Here is a 19,251-nt window from a genome sequence, read left to right as displayed (position 1 = left end):
TGGTCAGTGTTGGTCAGTAACTGTGTCTTGGGGGTTCCGGTCGGGGCTTTCAACAGGCTCCGGCGGCCGACCCATGGGTACGGAGCCAGGCCCTGGCATTATCCATATCCCGTCCGATCTGTGCCTTGAGGGCATCGACCGATTCAAACTTCTCTTCATCCCGGAGGCCATGGCGGAACACCACCTCCAGATGCTGGCCATAAAGTGTGCCAGCAAAGTCAAACAGGTGCACTTCCAGCGACGGCCGCTTGCCATCCACGGTAGGTCGCACACCGATATTGGCGACGCCGTCGCAGGCCCTGCCATCATCCAGCACCGCTTTGACCACGTAAACGCCCCGCAAGGCCGGCATGCGATGGAGCAGAAGGTTTGCCGTGGGCGCGCCGATCTGGCGACCCAATTGCCTTCCGTAGACCACCCGTCCACGGATGCGATAGGAATGGCCAAGCAGCGCTTCCGCCTGTTCCAGACCGTTGACGTTCAACAGGTTCCGTACTCGCGTACTGCTTACCCGCTCGCCATCCACGGTCACCGTGCGCGTGTTTTCGACGGTATAGCCAGCGGTCTCCCCGACGGTGCGAAGCAATGCGAAATCACCGGCCCGGTCGCAACCGAACCGGAAATCGTCTCCCACCACCAGATGCCGGATGCGCAGCCCTCGGATCAGAACATCCTCTACAAAACCCATGGCGGAATAGCTCCGGAAGGCCTGGTCGAAGCGCAGGCAGAGCACGATGTCGACGCCCTCCGCCAGCAGGGCCTCGAATTTCTGCCGGAATCCCATGAGCCGTGGCGGTGCGTCCGTGCCCTGGAAAAATTCACGGGGCTGGGGTTCGAACACCATCACCAGGGAGGGAACCCCCAGCTGCCGGGCCTTGGATCTCACCTGATCGATGATTGTCTTGTGCCCGAGATGCACACCATCGAAATTACCAATGGTCGCCACGCACCCCTGTGCAAGCGGAGAATCGGCTTGGCGCGAGAGCCGCTTCAGGTTGGTCAGGCCTCGAATCAGACGCATGCAATGCGAACCTTGTGTTGCCAGCTGGCTTTCAACGCTCCTGAGCCGCAGGAGCACTGGTGAGAAAACGCGCGATTATACCTTACCTCTGCCGGAAATGTCTTATCCGGACCCCGGCCAGCGCGAGCGCGGAAAAATAGACGGCCACACCCACGCCAACCAGAATCGCCATATCCATCGCCCGGTCCACACCGCTGGCGGCCAGCCATTCCGTCGCCGGCGCTCGCAGCCAGAGAATGGCGGCGGCCAGCGCACCGTTTGCGATCAACAGCCGCGCCAGAAAGAGAGGCCAGCCAGGCTGGCTGACCCAGGCACCCTCCTTTTTCAGCCCGCGCCAGAGCAAGAAGCCATTCAGCCAGGCCGAAAGAGAGGTCGCAAGCGCCAGACCCGCGTGGGCCAGGGGAAGAATCAGCGCCAGATTGAAGACCATATTGGCCACCATCGCGATCACACCGATCTTGACCGGAGTTGATGTATCCTCGCGGGCAAAGAAGCCGGGAGCGAGCACCTTGATCAGCATGAACGCGAGCAGCCCCACCGAATAGGCCCGCAGGCTTTGGGCCGACATGGAGACATCGCGCCCGGTCACCTCGCCATAGCCGAACAGAGTGGCGATCAACGGCTCGGCCAGCAGCAATAACGCAAGCGCCGCTGGAAGCCCGATGAGCAGCACGGCCCGGACGGCCCAGTCCAGAGTCGCTGCGAACTGATCGGCCGAGGCCGCAGCGTGTTTGCGGGACAGGCTCGGCAGAATCACGGTAGCGATGGCAATACCGAACACGCCCAGGGGCAGTTCCGATAGCCGGTCCGAGTAATACAGCCAGGACACACTTCCCGTCTGGAGGAACGATGCCAATACCGTGTCCAGCAACAGATTGATCTGACTGACGGACACCCCGAACAACGCCGGCGTCATCAGCTTCAGGATCCGGATCACGCCCTCATGCCGGTAATCGACCTTCGGCCGGGGCAACAGACCAAGCCGCATGAGAAACGGCAACTGGAAAAACAGCTGCAATGCTCCGGCAATCAACACCCCCCAGGCCAGGGCCATTACCTTTTCTGTCATCAGCGGTGCCAGCCAGATCGCGGCAGCAATCATGGAGAGATTGAGCAATACCGGTGTAAAGGCGGGAACGGCAAACCGGTCGTAACTGTTGAGGATGCCTCCGGCGAACGCCGTCAGCGAGATCAGCAACAGATAGGGAAAGGTGATGCGAAGCATCTCGCTGGTCAGCGCAAACTTCACATCGTTGTCCAGAAAGCCCGGGGCAAACACCGCTGTCAGCAGGGGCGACCCAAGGATCGCAGCCAGGGTGACCCCGAGCAGCACAAGCCCCAGTGAGCCCGACACGGCATTGACCAGGCGCCGAACTTCCGAGATGTCCTGCCCTTCTCGGTAGGATGACAGCACCGGCACGAAGGCCTGGGAGAAAGCGCCCTCGGCGAAAAGTCGCCGGAGAAAATTCGGAATCTTGAAGGCAACGAAGAAGGCATCCGCTCCGGTTCCGGCGCCGAAATAGCGGGCAATGACCATATCCCGAACCAGGCCCAGCACCCGGGAGAGCATGGTCATCATGCCGACAACGCCGGATGAACGGAGCAGGCCCGGCGCTTGGGCGCGTGGCGTTTTCGGGTTGGAGGAATCCGGTTCCGACGACATTCTGGCTCTGGTCTTTGACTTGGGATATGGGTACCGGAATTTACCCACACACGCGGGAGGCGGTGGGGTTCCGGCCGGCGAGCGGCGAGTTTAGCACAGGCCCGCTGTACGGGCGCATGAAATGGGTTTTAGTCTTGACATTTCGGGCGTTGAGCGGCATAGTTCCGCGTCATTTATTTCGACGCGCTGGTGTTTGGCGCGCCCGCGATGTACGAATTCACCAGAATTCATTCAGTAACGAATTTCAGATTTTCAGGAGTTTTACGGTGGCAAATTCCCCGCAAGCCAAAAAGCGCGCTCGTCAGAACGAGAAGAACCGCAAGCACAACGCAAGCCTGCGCTCCATGGCGCGCACCTATGTGAAAAAAGTTCAGGCCAAAATCGAGGCTGGCAACTACGAAGAAGCCCAGGCCGCTTTCCAGAAGGCCCAGCCGGTCATGGACAGCATGGTCAACAAAGGCATCTTCGCGAAAAACAAGGTTGCTCGCCAGAAGAGCCGCCTGAGCGCCAAGATCAAGGCTCTGAAAAGCGCATAAGCGTTTTCCAGAACCAGAAAAACCGGCTTCCGAGCCGGTTTTTTTATGCCTTCGCAAAAGCTAGCAGCGAGCAAAGGCAAAGTCCGCCTGCGGTCAGATGATGACCAGATTATCCCGGTGAATCATTTCCTCGTCGGAAATGTAGCCAAGCACCTCGGTAATCCGGTGACTGGATCGACCGGCAATGGCCCGGGCCTCGTCGGCGTCGTAATTCACCAATCCCCTGGCAATCTCACGGCCACTCTCATCGATACAGGAGACCATTTCTCCTCGACGGAACTGTCCTGCCACACTCTTCACCCCAACCGGAAGCAAACTTCGCCCACCAAGGCAAAGCACCTTTACGGCCCCGGCATCCAGGGTCAGCGTGCCTCGTGTCTGAAGATGCCCGGCAATCCACTGCTTGCGCGCAGCCACCCGACCCTGCTCGGGGAGCAGCAACGTACCGATCACCTCCCCCTGACGCAGACGTGTTATCGCTCGCTCTACCCGTCCACCGACGATCACGGTAAAGGCGCCTGACCGGGCGGCCAGACGGGCCGCTCTCACCTTGGTCTGCATGCCACCACGCCCGAGAACACCGGCACCACCTCCGGCCATGGCGTCGAGCTCCCGATCGCTCGCCTTACGCTCGGTGACAAGCCTGGCATCAGCGTGCTTTCTCGGATCCCGGTCAAACAACCCCAGCTGGTCAGTGAGAATGATCAGTCCATCTGCCTCGATCAGATTGGCCACCAGAGCGCCGAGGGTATCGTTATCACCAAAGCGGATTTCGTCGGTGACCACCGTATCGTTTTCATTGACGATGGGAACCACACCGACATCCAATAGCGCCCGTAACGTACTACGGCCATTCAGGTAACGCTTGCGATCGGACAAGTCGTCATGGGTCAGGAGAATCTGTGCAGTGTGAACATCGTGGCGCTTGAACTGGGCTTCCCAGGACTGCACCAGTCCCATCTGACCTACAGCTGCCGCAGCCTGCAGCTCGTGCAGCTGATCCGGCCGACTTACCCAGCCCAGCCGACTCATCCCCACCGCCACGGCACCGGACGAGACAACGACCACCTCGACACCCTCGTCAATGAGCCCGGCAATCTGATCCACCCACAGGCTCAGGGCGGCCTCATCCAGACCTTTGCCATCATTGGTCAGCAGGGCGCTTCCGATCTTGATGACCAGACGGCGGGCCTGGCGCAACTGGCTGCGTGTACTCATGATTCCGGAATCAATCCATCAGTGGCGTTATCGGTTTATTCGGGCGCGTAAACGACTTCCACGTCCCCGTCGTCGTCATCATCATCAAAATCGTCATCGTCAGTCCGGGCCGCCCGGCGAGCCTGGCGGTCGGCCTCGATCTTCGCGCGGGCCTCTTCATCCATGCGCTGGCGACGAACGGCTTCCTCCTCGGCAAACTCCGGATTCTGCGCTTCCTCTTCCGCCTGCTCTTCAATCCAGCGCATGACCGCCTGGGTCAGAGCCTTGGTACCTTCACCACTGAGAGCCGATATGCGGAACACAGGCCCATCCCAGCCAAGCTCATCCACAATAGCCTGACAGTGGGCATCACGATCCTGCTCGGGAATCATATCCACCTTGTTCAGTACCAGCCAGCGCGGACGATTGGCCAGCGTCTCACTGAACTTTTCCAGCTCGTGCACGATGGAACGGACGGACTCAGCGGGAGACGAGCCGTCATAGGGCGCCACGTCCACCAGGTGCAACAACAGCCGGGTTCGGACGAGGTGCTTCAGGAAGCGAATACCCAGGCCGGCTCCCTCTGCCGCCCCCTCAATCAGGCCGGGGATGTCGGCGATCACGAAACTCTGGTGCGCCTGGACACTGACCACCCCGAGATTGGGCACCAGCGTGGTAAAGGGATAATCGGCGACTTTGGGCCGGGCCGCCGACACCGAACGGATGAACGTGGACTTGCCCGCATTGGGCAACCCTAACAACCCCACATCCGCCAGAACCTTGAGCTCCAGTCGCAGGTTACGGGCCTCACCCACCGATCCTTTGGTGGTCTGGCGTGGCGCCCGATTCACCGACGACTTGAAACGGGTATTGCCGAGGCCGTGAAAGCCGCCCTGAGCCACTTTCAGGCGCTGCCCCGGATGGGTCAGATCCCCCAGCACCTCGTGGGTATCCATGTCTACGACCGTGGTACCCACGGGCACGGGCAGAGCCAGATCCTCACCCTTGGTGCCGGTACAGTTGCGGCCGGAGCCCGGCTCGCCGTTCTGGGCCTTGAATTTACGCTGGAAGCGATAATCGATCAGCGTGTTCAGCGATTCATCCGCCTCCAGATAGACGGAGCCACCGTCCCCGCCGTCACCGCCGTCGGGGCCACCTTTTGGGACGTATTTTTCACGACGGAAACTCAGACAGCCGTGACCGCCCTTGCCGGCTTCCACAATGATGGTGGCTTCATCCACAAATTTCATGATTCAACCCTTTGCGCCTTGCGCATAAACTAAAAAGCCCCGCAGCCTCGAGGAAGCTTTGCGGGGCTCTGGATGCTCCGGCACTGAACCTGTCAGCAACCGAACAACATCCGAGGTTCGAAAGAACCGGCTCGCCGCTGCTTACGCAGCCGGAACGATGCTCACGAACTTGCGATTCTGCGGGCCTTTGGTTTCGAACTTCACCTGGCCGTCCGCTTTCGCAAACAGAGTGTGGTCCTTGCCAATACCAACGTTGGAACCGGCATGGAAACGGGTGCCACGCTGGCGAACGATGATGCTGCCTGCAGATACGGTCTGACCGCCGAAGCGCTTCACACCAAGTCGTTTCGACTCGGAATCGCGACCGTTACGGGTACTACCTGCTGCCTTTTTATGAGCCATTACAAGCCTCCTTAACTAAGGGGTTACTCAGGGGCTTAGCCCTTGATACCCGTGATCTTGACTTCAGTAAACCACTGACGGTGGCCCTGACGCTTCATGTGGTGCTTACGACGACGGAACTTGATGATCTGAACCTTGTCGTGACGACCGTGGCTGACCACTTCAGCAGTGACCTTGGCACCGTCTACAACCGGAGCACCGACCTTCACGTCGTCGCCATCAGCAACCAGCAGGACGCGATCGAACTCGACGGCACCGCCGGTCTCGACTTCCAGCTTTTCCAGCTTCAGGGTTTCGCCTTCTTTTACGCGGTGCTGCTTGCCACCGCTCACAATTACTGCGTACATTCACTTGTCTCCGCGATTGACCCATCCCTGCTCTTATCCACCTGGTTCTAAGGGAAGCGCTCTGGCAACCCTATAGCAGGGAGCGCAGGTTGGGATGAGTTGGGCGCGTGATTGTACGAAAAGCCGCCGTATAACACAAGCCAAGTTGACACTCTCTGCGGCAATACCTAGCATTGCCGCGACCTGCCCGAATTATCAACAGAAACAGCAACGAAACCACCAGCAAGGGATCCTTGAGCCGCATGACAGCCCAGCGTATCTATGACACCGTGGCGGACGACTTCAGCCGCGTTAATGACCTGATCGTCCAGCGGCTCGCGTCGGACGTTCCCCTGGTGGAGAAGATCGCCCACTACATCATCGAAAGTGGCGGCAAACGCCTTCGCCCCCTGCTGGTTCTTCTGGCCAGCCGGGCGGTGGGCTACGATCGGCAGGACCACCTGAAACTCGCGGCGGTCATTGAGTTTTTGCACACAGCCACCCTGCTCCACGATGATGTGGTCGACACCTCGGACCTTCGCCGCGGGCGCAGTACCGCCAATGCCAAGTGGGGCAACGCACCCAGTGTGCTGGTAGGGGATTTCCTCTACGCAAGGGCCTTCGAGATGATGGTCGAGCTTGAAAGCCTGCCGATCATGAACGTGCTCTCCCACGCCACGGCGGTCATCGCCGAAGGCGAGGTCATGCAGCTGATGAACGTGAAGAACCCGGACCTGACCGAAGAACAGTACATGACGGTCATCCACAACAAGACCGCCATGCTGTTCGAGGCCGCTTCACACACCGGAGCCCAGCTGGCGGGCGCCAGTGCTGCCCAGGAGCAGGGCCTGAAAGACTATGGCAAACACCTCGGCCTGGCCTTCCAGCTGGTGGACGACGTACTGGATTACCGGGGCGATGCAGAGGCCATGGGCAAAAACGTGGGCGACGATCTCGCCGAAGGCAAAACCACCCTCCCCCTGATTCATGCCATGGCACACAGCTCAGACGAGGAAAGCCAGCTGATCCGCCAGGCCATCCGCAAGGGCGGCCTGGACGACCTGGACCCGATCCTTGAGATTGTGGAACGCTCCGGCGCGATCGAATACACCATGACCAGAGCCCAGGAGCAAGCCGAACAGGCCAGGGCGTGCCTGGAAGCCCTGCCCGCCTCGGATCACAGGGAAGCCATGGAGTTGCTGACCGAGGTCGCTGTCGCCCGGGTCAGCTGAGGGTTTCGCGTCCGTGAGGGGCGCTGAAGTCCAGCTCCGGGCCCACCGGTACAATCTGGGTGGGATTCACCGTTCTCTGGCTGACGTAGTAGTGACGCTTGATCTGAGCAATATCGACAGTACCTGAGACCCCCGGCACCTGATAGAGATCCCGCAGGTACGCGGATAGGGCGGAAAAATCACCGATTCGCTGCCGATTGCACTTGAAGTGACTGAAATAGACGGCGTCGAACCGGATCAACGTGGTAAACAGACGCCAGTCCGCCTCCGTCAACTGACTACCCACCAGATACCGCTGTCCTGACAAACGCTCCTCGAGCCAGTCCAGCGATTCGAACAGTGCCTCATAGGCCTGCTCATACTTGTCCTGGGCGGTGGCGAAACCGGCCTTGTAGACCCCGTTGTTGACCGTGTTGTAGACCCGCTCATTCACCTCATCAATCTCGTCCTGCAGGGCGTCCGGATAAAAATCCAGATCCTCACGAACGCCGTCGAGCCCGTTAAAGGCCGAGTTGAACATCCGGATAATTTCAGCAGACTCGTTGCTGACAATGGTCTCCCGCTGCTTGTCCCAGAGTGTCGGAACCGTCACCCGCCCGGAATAATCCGGGGCCGCCTTGGTGTAGATCTGGTGCATGAACTGAAAGCCATAGAGGTGATCCCGGTGCTGCTCGCTGTCCGGGCGAAACTCCCAGCCATTTTCCACCATGTCCGGGTGCACCACGGACACAGAGATATGTTCCTCCAGCCCCTTGAGCTTCCGGAAAATCAACGTGCGATGCGCCCAGGGACAGGCCATGGATACGTAGAGGTGATAACGCCCGGACTCCGCCTTGAAGCCGCCCTCTCCGGCCGGACCCGCCGAGCCGTCGGCGGTCACCCAGTTCCGGAAACGCGCCGCCTCCCGCTCGAACTTGCCACCGGTCTTGTCGGTGTCATACCACTGGTCGTGCCATTTGCCGTCGATTAAAAGCCCCATAAGACCTCTCCTCAGAAAAGCTGATCATGTCAAAGTGGCGATTGATGGGCGAACCCCACGGTTCGGGACGGTCGTCGGGTAAGCCCTTCGCAAACCGTGCATTGCCAGGGATGGCAATGCCGAGCCCCCAGGGATGGGTTTACGGCGTGTTTGCGAAGGGCTTACCCGACGACCGTTTCCACCAAAGCCAAGCATTTAACAGGCAGAATACCGGCGACCCTGCTACCCTCTCAAACAAGCATTTCTGGCCAACAACCTCAGATATTTCGAACATGCACACTGCCATCACCATCGACGCCCTCAAGGTTCTTGACGCCATCGACCGAAAGGGGAGCTTTGCCGGCGCCGCCGCTGAGCTGTTCCGGGTACCCTCTGCCATCAGCTACACCGTCCAGAAACTTGAAGAAGACCTGGATGTCGAGCTCTACGATCGGTCGGGGCATCGGGCGTCCCTGACCTCGGCAGGACGTTATCTGCTTGAAGAGGGACGCGCCCTGCTGGAGGCGGCTGAAAACCTCGCCCACACAACCAAACAGGTAGCCCAGGGCTGGGAAACCCGCCTTCGGATCGGCTTCAATTCCCTGCTACCGGCGGAGTGTTTGTTCCCGGCAATCCGGGACTTTTACGAACTCGGTGTACCGGTCGACGTTCAAGTGGTGGAGGAAGTCTTTGCAGGTGCCTGGGATGCGCTCCAGAGCCGGCGGGTGGACCTGATTGTCGGCGCCGACCAGTCAAGCAAACCCGCCGGGCAGTTCACTACCCACGCCCTGGGGGACATCGCCTTCGTGTTCGCAGTATCGCCGGACCATCCCCTGGCGGCGACAGAGGCCCCGCTATCGGAGTCCGATATCTCCCGCTATCCTGCAGCCGTAGCCGCCGACACGTCACGATCCCTGCCCCCGGGGCACGCGGGGATCTTCAGGCGCCAACGGACATTGACGGTCACCAACATCGACCAGAAAATTGCCCTCCAGGCCGCCGGTCTTGGTGTAGGCTGGCTGCCGCGGTCGCGGATACGGGACCACCTGGCACAGGGCACCCTCATCGAAAAGCCGGTGCATGAACCCCGCCCTCCCATCATTCTTCACCTGGCCCGCCACGCCGAGGACCAGGGCAAGGCATTGACCTGGTTCTGGGATCGACTGAAACAGGATAGTGCCATCCAGTCCTGGTTAAGCGATTGAGAAAGCAAGGAAACATCATGCCCCATCGACGGCGGCCCTGGTGACAAATGGGTCAACCCGCTGTAGACCGGGTTCGTATATACTGCAGAAAATCCCGCGCAATGGAGTTCAATGATGCGGCAGCTGTCGGAACTGGATGCCTCGTTCCTGTACCTCGAATCGGACACCAGCCCCATGCATATCGGGGGAATCTACCTTTTCGACGCGAGCAAACGGGAAAAGCCTCTGGCTTTCAGCACCTTCGTCGCCTATCTCCGCTCCCGACTGCATGTGGTGCCTGTTTTCCGGCAGCGGCTCAAGGAAATCCCGCTCCGGCTGGGCCGGCCGTACTGGATCGACGATCCAGATTTCAGTATCGAACGCCATCTCGCCTACGTCAGCCTGGGTGAGCAAGGTACCCAGTCCGGGCTCATGTCCCTGGCCTCCAGAATCCTCGAAGAGCCTCTGAAACGGGACCGGCCTCTCTGGCACATTACCTTTGTCGACGGATTCACACTGGATGAAGACGGGGAGTCCGGCAAAAATGCCTTTGCCCTGATTGTGAAATTGCACCACGCTGCCATTGATGCGTTCAGTGGCGAGGAAATCATGGGGAAACTGCTGGAGTACACCCCGGAGCCCAGACCCATCACGGCGCCCAGGCCCTGGCAACCCTGCCCGGAGCCGTCCGAGGAACGGGTGATCTTGCAGGCGGGTGCGAACCTGCTCCGAACTCCGTTGCAATTTACGTCTCTGGCAGTCAATGCCGCCGAGGCAACAGCCCGGGGCCTGATTCACAAGCAGTTGCGCAAGCTGCCACTGCCTTTTCCGCTCTTTTCGGCACCCAACAGCCCTCTCAACCGCCAAATCACGGCGAATCGACAGATCGTTGCCAAGACCGTGGATCTGTCTCGTCTGAAAGCGATCAAGGCGACACTCGGGGACGTCACGCTTAACGATGTGGTGCTGGGGGTATGCGCCGAGACCCTGAGGCGGTACCTGGCATCACAAGGCACCAAAATGGATCGCTCTCTGGTGGCCATGACGCCGATTTCGGTTCGATCAAACAGCCTGCGCCTGGCGACCGGCAATCAGATGTCCGCCATGCTACTCGACTTGGCGACCAGCGAGCCTGATCCTGCCATGAGAATCCGGCGGATCCACCGTAACGCGGTGGCATCCGAACCATACCGGGAAGCCATTGCTGCGGACCGGCTGACTGAGCTCCTGCCATCGACCATGCTCGCCCTGTCGGCAAGACTGTATTCCGAACTGCAGATCGCCCAGCGCTATCAGCCGGTTTTCAACCTGCCCATCACCAACGTGCCAGGTCCCCAGGTGCCGCTTTATCTCCAGGGCGCCCGACTGGTGCGCCAATACAACACGGCCCCGCTGTTCGACACCATGGGACTGGTCATTGTGGCCGTCAGCTACCAGGGACGGCTGACCCTGAACTTCACCCTATGTCCGGACGTGGCCGCCAACGGTGACTCTCTGGCCGAGCTTGTGGAAAGCAGTCTGGCGAGCATTGAGGAATGCGCCCTGAAGCTCCCCGCCTGCGAGCCGGATGAATTGCCCGAGGCGACTTCAGGTCACGCCCTTGGCGATGAGCTGCTGACCGCGCTGGAAGGACTGCTGCAGAAGACCCTGAAACGCTTCCGGCATTGATCAGGGTCTCGCCTGTTCTGGACTTACTCGAAGGCCCAGCGAAGGAAGGCCCGCTTCTCTTCTTCGGTCGCCGTCGGCCAGATTGCCTTCAGACGCTCCAGGGCGGAACCGCTTCCGGCACTGCCTGCATCCCCGGTCGCCGAAGGCATTGACGTCCTGGCAACCGGTTCCTTTTTCTGCGTCCACACCTGGGAACGGGCAACCTCCTGACCGCTATCGGAGACAATCGCAGCCGAGAAATCTTCCATCTGCGCCTGCGCTTCGGTCCGGGAGGTCGGTTTCTGGAACGCAAACCGATAGACGGAATCGGGCTCCGCCTCAAAGCGAACCACCTGGGGCTTGCTTTCTACCACATCCACTTTCGACTCTCCGTTCTCGACGACGCCCTTCTTGGCCCAGATGGTCTTATAGGTAAACACCACCTGGTTCTGCCCCGGCAGCAGCGCGTAATCGAGCGCAATATCGTCCATCAGGAAATTGGTCATGGAGCGGCCATTCACCTTCAACACGCGAATGGCTCCGGGTGCTTTCAGCGTCGCCGCCTGTGCAGCCTCGTCGGGACTGCCCTCCCAGGTCGTTACGCGGCTCATGGTCGAAGCACAGCCGGTAATGGCAAGGGCCAGCACACACGCGAGCGCTAACTTGAAAATGGCAACTACGCGACAGTCACTCATGTCATCTCCTTTGGCACAAACAGAAAAAAGGGTAGGCATTCTTTCAAAGGTCCCGGCATTTTGACCGGCACCTGTTACAAGCGCAAGGCACACGGACGCCAAGGATTCGGGGCGTCGTAGACTATATTCTGCGACTCACCACAAATAAATGTAAAAAAATGTTGAATTTGTTGGCAGTTGGATTAGTTTTAAACCTATCGGCTGAATGAACTTGGCGCCCCAGAACGAAAACCATAATCGGGCTCAGGAGAATCCCATGGATACCCATCGCAGGTACGGAGAAGAAGGCCCCATACCCTTCCGCAGCAGTCGCTTTTTCTGCGTCGGCAGCAAATGGTATTTCACCACGCGTGAAGGCTTTGACAGCGGGCCGTTCGATTCAAAGGCGCGCGCGGAAGTCGGACTGAAGCGATTCCTGCACGTGGTTCGCCTGCTACCGGAAGAGCAAAGGGTCCACTGATCGAGAAAACCCGATGCGTCAGACAATGATCGGCATCAGCCAGACATCAATGACGTAAAGACTCGCCAGGGCAAGGAAGCCCGCGACCACATCATCCACCATGATCCCCAGGCCACCCGGCAAGTGCTGGTCAAGCCAGCCAATTGGCCAGGGCTTGGCAATGTCAAAGAGTCGAAAGAGCGCGAACGCCATCAGAACACCATAGATCTGATCGGGAAAGAGCCCCAGCGCGATCCACATCCCGACGAATTCGTCCCAGACAATGCCACCATGGTCATGCACCTTCAGGTCGCGAGCCGTTCTGCCACAAAGCCAGACCCCCACCAGGAAAGCCAGTCCCACGACCAGCCAGTAGGCGAACCCGGGCAACCACGCAAAGGCGTACCAGATCGGAATGGCCGCCAGACTTCCCCAGGTTCCCGGTGCGCGGGCGGCGGCGCCACTGCCGAACCCGAAGGCCAGTAAATGAACGGGATTGCGCAGAAACCCCGGAGGCAGGATAGCCCTCGGGACCTCGGGTTCATCAGTGTCCTGATCGTGATTCATAGGTCCTTTCCAAAGTGATCGTATCCCCGGGAGGAGTCATCCTCGCAACCGTTGACACCACTCAGGCGTAGTCCGGCGCCCTCTTCGATGCGACCGATGGCCGTCAGCTGCTCCCGAACGAATCCGGGAAGATTCTGCCAATCCTGTCCGGGGATCGTGACACACAACTCGTAATCGTCACCTGCATGCAGTGCCAGCTGGAGGGCGTTCGCACCTTTAAGCTGTTTGAGGGCATCGGACAGCGGAATCCGACCTGTATCGACTGACGCGCCCACCCCGGATGCTTCGAGAATGTGCCCCAGATCGCTCGCCAGACCGTCGGAGATATCAATGGCACTGGAAGCAACCCCAGCCAAGGCCTGTCCCAGCTCAAGGCGGGGAACCGGAGAATGATAACGGGCCAGCAAGGCGTCTTCCAAAGGATCCGGCGATGGGACATCAAGATAGTCCAGTGCCGCCCCGGCATCTCCGAGCGTACCGGAAACCGCCACGATGTCACCGGGTGTGGCCCCGGAACGACGCAACGCTCTGCCCCGGGCCACGGTGCCGTGCACCTGAATCGTAATCGACAGCGGCCCCCGGGTTGTATCGCCCCCGGCAAGAGCGAGCCCGAAACGGTCGGCGGTCTCCGCGAGGCCCTTTGCGAAGTCCGAGAGCCAGGCCGGCTCCGCCTGAGGCAACGTCAGAGCCAGGGTAAAACATACAGGGGTTGCGCCCATTGCTGCCAGATCACTGGTGGCGGCCGCCAGGGCACGCCCGGCAATCCGACGGGGCGCATAGCGATGCGGGAAATGCACCCCCTCGACCTGAGTGTCGATCGAGAAAACCAGGTCGTGATCGGGAGTGATCCGTTCGATCGCGCAGTCGTCACCAATGGCCAGCAGCAGGTCGGGATGGCCCCGACGCTCCGCCAAAGGCGCAAAGAAACGACGGATGAGATCGAACTCGCCCATTCCTAGCGGGAGCGTGTTTCGGCCAGACGCAGCCGGCCACTGAGCTTGTCGAGGATACTATTCACGAACTTGTGCCCCTCGGTGCCGCCAAAGCGTTTCGCCAACTCGATTCCTTCATTGATAACAACGCGATAGGGCACGTCCAGGCGATTCTTGAGCTCATAGGTACCGAGACGGACGATCGCAAGCTCAATCGGATCGACTTCATTGAGGGGCCGGTCGAGATAAGGCTCCAGCAGCGCGTCAAGCTCCCCCTGCTCCCGATGGATACCGCGAAGTAGATCACGGAAGTACAGCACGTCTACCTTGGTCATGTCGTTATCGACCATGAACTCGGCTTCGATGTCGGAAACGGCGCTGCGACTGAAATGCCGCTGATACAGAGCCTGCATCACCAGCACCCGGGCCCGGCGACGATCACCGGCCTTGGGTTGACCGGAGGAAGGCGCCTGCGAGGATGTGTCGTCAGTTGATGTCATCACTCACCCAGTTTCTTGAACAAACTGACCATTTCCAGGGCAGTGATGGCGGCTTCCGCACCCTTGTTGCCGGCTTTTGTGCCGGAACGCTCGATGGCCTGCTCAATAGAGTCCACGGTCAGCACCCCAAAGGTGACTGGAACGTCTGTATCCAGGCTGACCGCACCAAGGCCACTGGACGCTTCGCCCGCCACATATTCGAAGTGCGGCGTCCCGCCGCGAATGACGGCGCCCAGAGCAATAATCGCGTCGTAATTACTGGTCTCTGCTACACGCTTGACCGCCAGCGGCATCTCATAGGCCCCCGGGACCCGGATAATGACAATGTCGTCGTCGGAAATGCCATGCCGGCGCAGGGTATCGACCGCGCCTTCAACGAGGCTCTCTACGACGAAACCGTTAAACCGACCCACAACAAGCGCGTAACGCCCGCTGCACTGGGTAAAATCACCTTCAATCACTTTAATCTCTGCCATTGGTGGCTCCTTCGCTGGCCGCCTGGTTATTGGCGACCGGGGTTCTCATTCAGGGGTATAGGGTACGTACTCCACCACTTCCAGGTTGAAACCGGAAATGGCGGAAAATTTGATGGGCGGGCTCAACAGACGCATTTTGCAGACGCCGATGTCCCGGAGGATCTGGGAGCCGGTTCCGACTGTGAAGTACACGCCGGAGCTGCCTTTGCCCGCCGAGGCCTGACCCTGGTCGAAGAACTCATGAATGCGATCCTCCAGGTTGTAGCTGTCTTCGGCGCTGTTCAGCAGTACCACCACGCCGCGGCCTTCCTCGGCCACCTTCTCCAGCGCATGGTGCAACGGCCAGCTGCGGGAGTCCTTGCGGCGGGCACCCAGCAGATCACGCAGCGTGTCCGTGATGTGCACGCGCACGTAGACGGGATCATCCGGAGTAATGTCCCCCATCACCATGGCCAGGTGGGTAGCGCCCTGGATGTTGTCGCGGTAAGTCCGCAAATTGAAGACACCGTATTCGGTATCCAACTCGTTCTCTTCCACACACTCGATGGTGCGTTCATTCATGGTCCGGTAGTGAATGAGATCGGCGATCGTGCCGATCTTCAGATCGTGCTCCTGCGCAAACCGCTCCAGATCTTCCCGGCGCGCCATGGAGCCGTCGTCATTCATGATTTCACAGATCACACCCGCCGGCTCACAGCCGGCCAAAGCGGCAAGGTCGCAGGATGCTTCGGTATGACCGGCCCGGCTGAGAACTCCGCCCGGATCCGCCATCAATGGAAAGATGTGGCCAGGCTGGACCAAGTCGGATGCCGTGGCATTGCGGGCAACGGCGGCCTGAACGGTGCGGGCGCGGTCCGCGGCTGAAATACCGGTGGTTACTCCCTCCCTGGCCTCGATGGACAGGGTGAACTTGGTGCCGAATCCGGACGCGTTCTGCTGAACCATCAGAGGCAGGCCAAGCTGCTCACAGCGGTCGCGAGTCATCGGCATACAGATCAGACCGCGACCGAACCGCGCCATGAAGTTGATTGCTTCAGGCGTGCAGTGCTCCGCTGCCATGACAAGATCGCCCTCGTTTTCGCGATCCTCGTCATCCATGAGGATGACCATCTTGCCCTGCCGGATATCTTCGATAATGTCTTCAATACTGTTCAGTGCCATACGGTATCGCACCCTTTTGGCCGGCACAGAGACGGGTCGTGTGCGGGCCGTGAATTTAAACGTCAGCGGCGAGCCAGAATCAGGCGCTGATCCTCGCCCACCTGACGCCGATCCAGCACTTTCCATTGCACTTTGTCCGCCATGGTTTCCAGAGGCAGCTTGGCGGTCGGCCGGCCGGTACTTCCCAGGAAAACCGGTGCCTGGTACAGCCACAATTCGTCCACAAGGTTTTCGCTGATAAACGTGCCCGCCATTGTAGGCCCTGCTTCCACCAGCAATTCATTGATTCCCAGTTCACCGATGGAATCCAGCAGTTCGGCAACATCCACGCCGTTATCTTTCCACGCGACCCCGGTCAGGCTGATGCCGAGCGCCGCGAGGTCCTGTGCCGGAGCTGATGCCAGTGTCGACGAGGCACAAAAAAGCTGGACATTGCCACCCTGCAAAATCCGCGAGTCCGCGGGCGTTCGGGCATCCCGGTCCGCAATCACCCTCAGGGGCTGACGGGAGGGTTCTGTCGCATCGCCGATGTCACCAAGCTCCTCCCGGCGAACGGTCAACGACGGGTTGTCCGCCAATACCGTCCCAACCCCCGTCAGAATGGCATCGCTCATTGCCCTGAGACGCTGGACATCCCGACGCGCCTCGGCTCCGGTGATCCACTGGCTCTCGCCGGAAGCCATGGCCGTGCGTCCATCCAGACTTGCCGCCATTTTCAGGCGGACCCAGGGACGGCCTGTCTTCATCCGCTTCATGAAGCCGGGGTTCAGACGGGCCGCCTCGTCCGCGAGAAGCCCCTCGGTTACGCGGATACCGGCCTCCCGAAGAAGGTCGAGGCCCCGTCCGGAGACGGAAGGATTGGGATCCTTGGTCGCGGCATACACATGGGTCACGCCCGCCTCGATCAACGCCCTTGCACAGGGGGGCGTCCGTCCGAAGTGGCTACAGGGTTCCAGCGTGACGTAGGCTGTCGCATCTCGGGCATCCGCGCCGGCCTGACTTAACGCCCGGACTTCCGCGTGGGCTTCTCCGGCACGCTCGTGCCAGCCTTCGCCCACAATCCGGTTACCCCGGGCAATGACACAACCCACCCTGGGGTTAGGGTGCGTGGAATAACGCCCGCGCCAGGCCAGCTGTACTGCCCTGGCCATCATCGCTCGGTCCCGCGCTTCGCTCATGACCGGTCTTTCTCGGAGTGGTTATCGGCAAGCGCCTTGGCGACATCAACTGCGTTTTCGCCATTCGTGGCCGAAAGCCGCTCGATCTCTTCCTTGAACTCGTTGATATCCTGAAAACTGCGGTACACGGAGGCAAAACGCACATACGCCACTTTATCCAGCTGGCGCAATTCCGTCATCACCTCTTCGCCCAGCTGCATCGACTTCACTTCCCGCTCCCCGGTGGCACGGAGACGGTATTTGATTCGATTGAGCGCCGCATCGATTTCCTCGATGCTGACCGGACGTTTTTCAAGCGCTTTCATCAGACCTGCCCGGAGCTTGTCCTCATCGAAGGGCTGACGCGTTCCATCCTGTTTGACGACCCGGGGCATGACCAGTTCGGCCGTCTCGAACGTCGTGAAACGTTCATGGCAGGACAGACACTCCCTGCGGCGACGGACCTGATCACCCTCGGCCACCAGCCGTGAATCGATCACTTTGGTATCGGCTTCACCACAGAAAGGACAATGCATAATCGGAGACTCCGGAAAGGCACCGGGCCGGCGTTATTCACCGGCCCGGCAGGGTCTGTTGCCTGATATTCAGCCGTAGACGGGGAAGCGGGCACACAGGCTTTCGACCTGCTCGCGCACGCGGCTGTTGACCGCCTCGTCATCAAGGTTGTCGAGGATGTCACACATCCAGCCGGCCAGGTCGCGACACTCGGCTTCGCCGAAACCACGAGTGGTGACGGCCGGAGTACCGATCCGCAGACCGGAGGTCACGAACGGTGAACGCGGATCGTTCGGAACGGCGTTCTTGTTGACCGTGATGTGGGCGCGCCCCAGAGCCGCATCCGCGTCTTTACCGGTAATGTCCTGCTTGATCAGGCTGACCAGGAAAAGATGGTTCTTGGTACCGCCGGAAACCACGTCATAGCCGCGATCGACAAACACCTCGGCCATGGCTGAAGCATTCTTGATTACCTGTTGCTGGTAGGCCTTGAACTCATCGCTCATGGCTTCCTTGAAACAGACCGCCTTGGCAGCAATCACGTGCATCAACGGACCGCCCTGGCCACCAGGGAAGACCGCCGAGTTCAGTTTCTTCTGCAGGTCCTCGTCATCGCAGGCCAGGATCAGGCCACCGCGCGGACCACGCAGCGTCTTGTGCGTGGTAGTCGCCACGACGTGTGCATGGGGCACCGGATCCGGATAGACGCCGGCCGCAACCAGGCCTGCTACGTGGGCCATATCGACAAACAGGTACGCACCCACCTTGTCGGCAATCTCACGGAAACGGGCAAAATCCAGTTCCTGGGAGTACGCCGAGAAGCCGGCGATGATCATCTTCGGCTTGTGCTCGAGGGCCAGGGCCTCCACTTCGTCGTAGTCGATGAGGCCGGTTTCCGGGTTCAGGCCATACTGGACGGCGTGATAGATCTTGCCGGAAAAGTTGACGCTGGCGCCATGAGTCAGGTGGCCACCGTGGGCCAGGCTCATACCCAGCACAGTATCGCCCGGCTTGAGCAGGGCCATGAATACGGCGGAGTTGGCCTGCGAGCCCGAGTGCGGCTGCACGTTGGCGTAGGCCGCTCCGAACAGCTCTTTTGCGCGATCAATCGCCAGGGTTTCTGCCTTGTCGACGAATTCACAGCCACCGTAATAACGCTTGCCGGGATAACCTTCGGCATACTTGTTGGTCAGCACACTGCCCTGCGCTTCCATGACCCGCGGGCTGGTATAGTTCTCGGAAGCGATCAGCTCGATATGGACTTCCTGACGGTTCCGCTCCGCTTCCATGGCGGTCCAGAGTTCGTCGTCGTAGCCGGCGATTTTCATATCACGATTAAACATGGATGTGCTGCCTCTGTGTGCTTGGCTGGCTCCGGAGCACCCGAACAAT

General features: G+C 60.0%; 21 protein-coding genes. 5 read left to right on the top strand and 16 right to left on the bottom strand.

Annotated features, from left to right (window positions below; all coding sequences use genetic code 11):
• Positions 1–49: 49 nt before the first annotated feature.
• Both ribF and murJ read right to left on the bottom strand, forming a co-directional pair.
• The gene (gene ribF / locus MSNKSG1_RS18375) at positions 50–1,021 is read right to left on the bottom strand and encodes a bifunctional riboflavin kinase/FAD synthetase (protein ID WP_008940801.1); all 972 of its coding nucleotides are present in this window, start codon (positions 1,019–1,021) and stop codon (positions 50–52) included.
• Between the two features lie 82 nt (positions 1,022–1,103).
• Entirely contained in the window at positions 1,104–2,684 is a 1,581-nt protein-coding gene (gene murJ / locus MSNKSG1_RS18370) for a murein biosynthesis integral membrane protein MurJ (RefSeq protein WP_008940800.1), read from the bottom strand.
• A gap of 266 nt (positions 2,685–2,950) precedes the next feature.
• Between murJ and rpsT the strand changes: the two genes are divergently transcribed.
• A complete protein-coding gene (rpsT, locus tag MSNKSG1_RS18365) occupies positions 2,951–3,220 on the top strand; it encodes a 30S ribosomal protein S20 (protein WP_008940799.1) in 270 nt (89 codons plus the stop codon).
• Between the two features lie 93 nt (positions 3,221–3,313).
• Here the strand turns inward: rpsT and proB are convergent, their stop codons facing one another.
• The 4 genes from proB to rplU all read right to left on the bottom strand — a co-directional run bounded on the left by proB (position 3,314) and on the right by rplU (position 6,416).
• Positions 3,314–4,438, bottom strand: a complete 1,125-nt coding sequence (gene proB / locus MSNKSG1_RS18360) for a glutamate 5-kinase (protein WP_008940798.1) — start codon at positions 4,436–4,438, stop codon at positions 3,314–3,316.
• A 35-nt stretch (positions 4,439–4,473) separates the two neighbouring features.
• On the bottom strand, positions 4,474–5,667 hold the full coding sequence (cgtA, locus tag MSNKSG1_RS18355) for an Obg family GTPase CgtA (protein ID WP_008940797.1): 1,194 nt from the start codon (positions 5,665–5,667) through the stop codon (positions 4,474–4,476).
• Between the two features lie 141 nt (positions 5,668–5,808).
• A complete protein-coding gene (rpmA, locus tag MSNKSG1_RS18350) occupies positions 5,809–6,069 on the bottom strand; it encodes a 50S ribosomal protein L27 (RefSeq protein WP_008940796.1) in 261 nt (86 codons plus the stop codon).
• A gap of 35 nt (positions 6,070–6,104) precedes the next feature.
• Positions 6,105–6,416 (bottom strand): 50S ribosomal protein L21, encoded by a 312-nt coding sequence (gene rplU / locus MSNKSG1_RS18345; protein WP_008940795.1) that lies wholly within the window; start codon positions 6,414–6,416, stop codon positions 6,105–6,107.
• A gap of 242 nt (positions 6,417–6,658) precedes the next feature.
• Here rplU and ispB point away from each other — a divergent pair, with 242 nt between their 5' ends.
• Entirely contained in the window at positions 6,659–7,627 is a 969-nt protein-coding gene (ispB, locus tag MSNKSG1_RS18340) for an octaprenyl diphosphate synthase (protein WP_008940794.1), read from the top strand.
• Here the strand turns inward: ispB and MSNKSG1_RS18335 are convergent.
• Positions 7,620–8,606, bottom strand: coding sequence for a glutathione S-transferase family protein (locus MSNKSG1_RS18335; RefSeq protein WP_008940793.1), 987 nt, complete (start codon positions 8,604–8,606; stop codon positions 7,620–7,622). The two genes, ispB and MSNKSG1_RS18335, sit on opposite strands and share 8 nt — an antisense overlap.
• A 272-nt stretch (positions 8,607–8,878) precedes the next feature.
• Here MSNKSG1_RS18335 and MSNKSG1_RS18330 point away from each other — a divergent pair, with 272 nt between their 5' ends.
• Together MSNKSG1_RS18330 and MSNKSG1_RS18325 are read left to right on the top strand one after the other, a co-directional pair.
• Positions 8,879–9,790, top strand: coding sequence for a LysR substrate-binding domain-containing protein (locus tag MSNKSG1_RS18330; RefSeq protein WP_008940792.1), 912 nt, complete (start codon positions 8,879–8,881; stop codon positions 9,788–9,790).
• A gap of 114 nt (positions 9,791–9,904) precedes the next feature.
• A complete protein-coding gene (locus MSNKSG1_RS18325; RefSeq protein WP_008940791.1) occupies positions 9,905–11,437 on the top strand; it encodes a WS/DGAT/MGAT family O-acyltransferase in 1,533 nt (510 codons plus the stop codon).
• Positions 11,438–11,460: 23 nt separating this feature from the next.
• Here the strand turns inward: MSNKSG1_RS18325 and MSNKSG1_RS18320 are convergent, their stop codons facing one another.
• Complete coding sequence (locus MSNKSG1_RS18320; RefSeq protein ID WP_008940790.1) at positions 11,461–12,111, bottom strand: DUF2057 family protein; 651 nt, start codon at positions 12,109–12,111, stop codon at positions 11,461–11,463.
• A 256-nt stretch (positions 12,112–12,367) separates the two neighbouring features.
• Here MSNKSG1_RS18320 and MSNKSG1_RS18315 point away from each other — a divergent pair, with 256 nt between their 5' ends.
• Positions 12,368–12,571 carry a DUF6316 family protein gene (locus tag MSNKSG1_RS18315; protein ID WP_008940789.1) on the top strand — a complete coding sequence of 68 codons (204 nt, stop codon included), beginning with the start codon at positions 12,368–12,370 and terminating at the stop codon, positions 12,569–12,571.
• A gap of 18 nt (positions 12,572–12,589) precedes the next feature.
• Here the strand turns inward: MSNKSG1_RS18315 and MSNKSG1_RS18310 are convergent, their stop codons facing one another.
• From MSNKSG1_RS18310 to glyA, 8 genes are all read right to left on the bottom strand, one after another.
• The gene (locus MSNKSG1_RS18310) at positions 12,590–13,117 is read right to left on the bottom strand and encodes a phosphatidylglycerophosphatase A family protein (RefSeq protein ID WP_008940788.1); all 528 of its coding nucleotides are present in this window, start codon (positions 13,115–13,117) and stop codon (positions 12,590–12,592) included.
• Positions 13,114–14,070 carry a thiamine-phosphate kinase gene (thiL, locus tag MSNKSG1_RS18305; RefSeq protein ID WP_008940787.1) on the bottom strand — a complete coding sequence of 319 codons (957 nt, stop codon included), beginning with the start codon at positions 14,068–14,070 and terminating at the stop codon, positions 13,114–13,116. Before thiL ends, MSNKSG1_RS18310 begins: the two co-directional genes overlap by 4 nt.
• A 2-nt stretch (positions 14,071–14,072) precedes the next feature.
• Complete coding sequence (gene nusB / locus MSNKSG1_RS18300) at positions 14,073–14,549, bottom strand: transcription antitermination factor NusB (RefSeq protein ID WP_008940786.1); 477 nt, start codon at positions 14,547–14,549, stop codon at positions 14,073–14,075.
• Entirely contained in the window at positions 14,549–15,025 is a 477-nt protein-coding gene (gene ribH / locus MSNKSG1_RS18295) for a 6,7-dimethyl-8-ribityllumazine synthase (RefSeq protein WP_008940785.1), read from the bottom strand. The genes nusB and ribH overlap by 1 nt, the downstream gene beginning before the upstream one ends.
• 45 nt (positions 15,026–15,070) lie before the next feature.
• Positions 15,071–16,186: a bifunctional 3,4-dihydroxy-2-butanone-4-phosphate synthase/GTP cyclohydrolase II gene (gene ribBA / locus MSNKSG1_RS18290; protein ID WP_008940784.1), complete on the bottom strand. Its 1,116-nt coding sequence runs from the start codon at positions 16,184–16,186 to the stop codon at positions 15,071–15,073.
• 62 nt (positions 16,187–16,248) lie between these two features.
• Positions 16,249–17,364 carry a bifunctional diaminohydroxyphosphoribosylaminopyrimidine deaminase/5-amino-6-(5-phosphoribosylamino)uracil reductase RibD gene (ribD, locus tag MSNKSG1_RS18285; protein ID WP_008940783.1) on the bottom strand — a complete coding sequence of 372 codons (1,116 nt, stop codon included), beginning with the start codon at positions 17,362–17,364 and terminating at the stop codon, positions 16,249–16,251.
• Positions 17,361–17,879, bottom strand: a complete 519-nt coding sequence (gene nrdR, locus MSNKSG1_RS18280) for a transcriptional regulator NrdR (RefSeq protein ID WP_008940782.1) — start codon at positions 17,877–17,879, stop codon at positions 17,361–17,363. The genes ribD and nrdR overlap by 4 nt, the downstream gene beginning before the upstream one ends.
• Positions 17,880–17,948: 69 nt before the next feature.
• Positions 17,949–19,202 (bottom strand): serine hydroxymethyltransferase, encoded by a 1,254-nt coding sequence (gene glyA, locus MSNKSG1_RS18275; protein WP_008940781.1) that lies wholly within the window; start codon positions 19,200–19,202, stop codon positions 17,949–17,951.
• Positions 19,203–19,251: the final 49 nt, after the last annotated feature.

This window comes from Marinobacter santoriniensis NKSG1 (assembly GCF_000347775.1).
In the GTDB taxonomy this organism is placed as follows: domain Bacteria; phylum Pseudomonadota; class Gammaproteobacteria; order Pseudomonadales; family Oleiphilaceae; genus Marinobacter; species Marinobacter santoriniensis.
This window is presented reverse-complemented; position numbering and strand designations above follow the sequence as displayed.